The organism is Gilvimarinus sp. 1_MG-2023 (assembly GCF_030548285.1).
Genome location: NZ_JAUOSC010000439.1, coordinates 1 through 348, shown reverse-complemented (window position 1 = coordinate 348; position 348 = coordinate 1). Strand labels below are relative to the sequence as shown.

Annotated in this window: 1 protein-coding gene; it reads right to left on the bottom strand. The window is 51.4% G+C overall.

From position 1 onward, the window contains the following. Positions 1 to 148 (bottom strand): aminotransferase class III-fold pyridoxal phosphate-dependent enzyme (locus Q4563_RS17540; RefSeq protein ID WP_303605408.1); only part of this gene is annotated, 148 nt, incomplete at its 3' end. Between the last annotated feature and the right edge of the window lie 200 nt (positions 149 to 348).

Here is a 348-nt window from a genome sequence, read left to right as displayed (position 1 = left end):
GTGTTGCGCTGATAGTCGGGTGGGCATGACCCAATCCACATACGGCAATACCGCATAAGGCATCCAGGTAGGTCTTTCCATCAGTATCTGTCAGCCAACTCCCTTTACCAGAGGTAAAGGTAACGGGCAGGCGGCCATAGGTGTTCATGATCGCAGTCATTCGGGACAGTTCCTTAAAACGCAAAAAGGCAGCCTTGGCTGCCCGGTAGGACATTGACTATACGAAAGCCTCTGGCTGAAGTAAACGGTTTTAGCGGCCAGAATGGTCGCCTGTTATTGATATGCGACAGGGAAGGCGTGCCAGGAGGGTATGCAATCACTTGTCAGGAATAACGCCATATAGCGAGA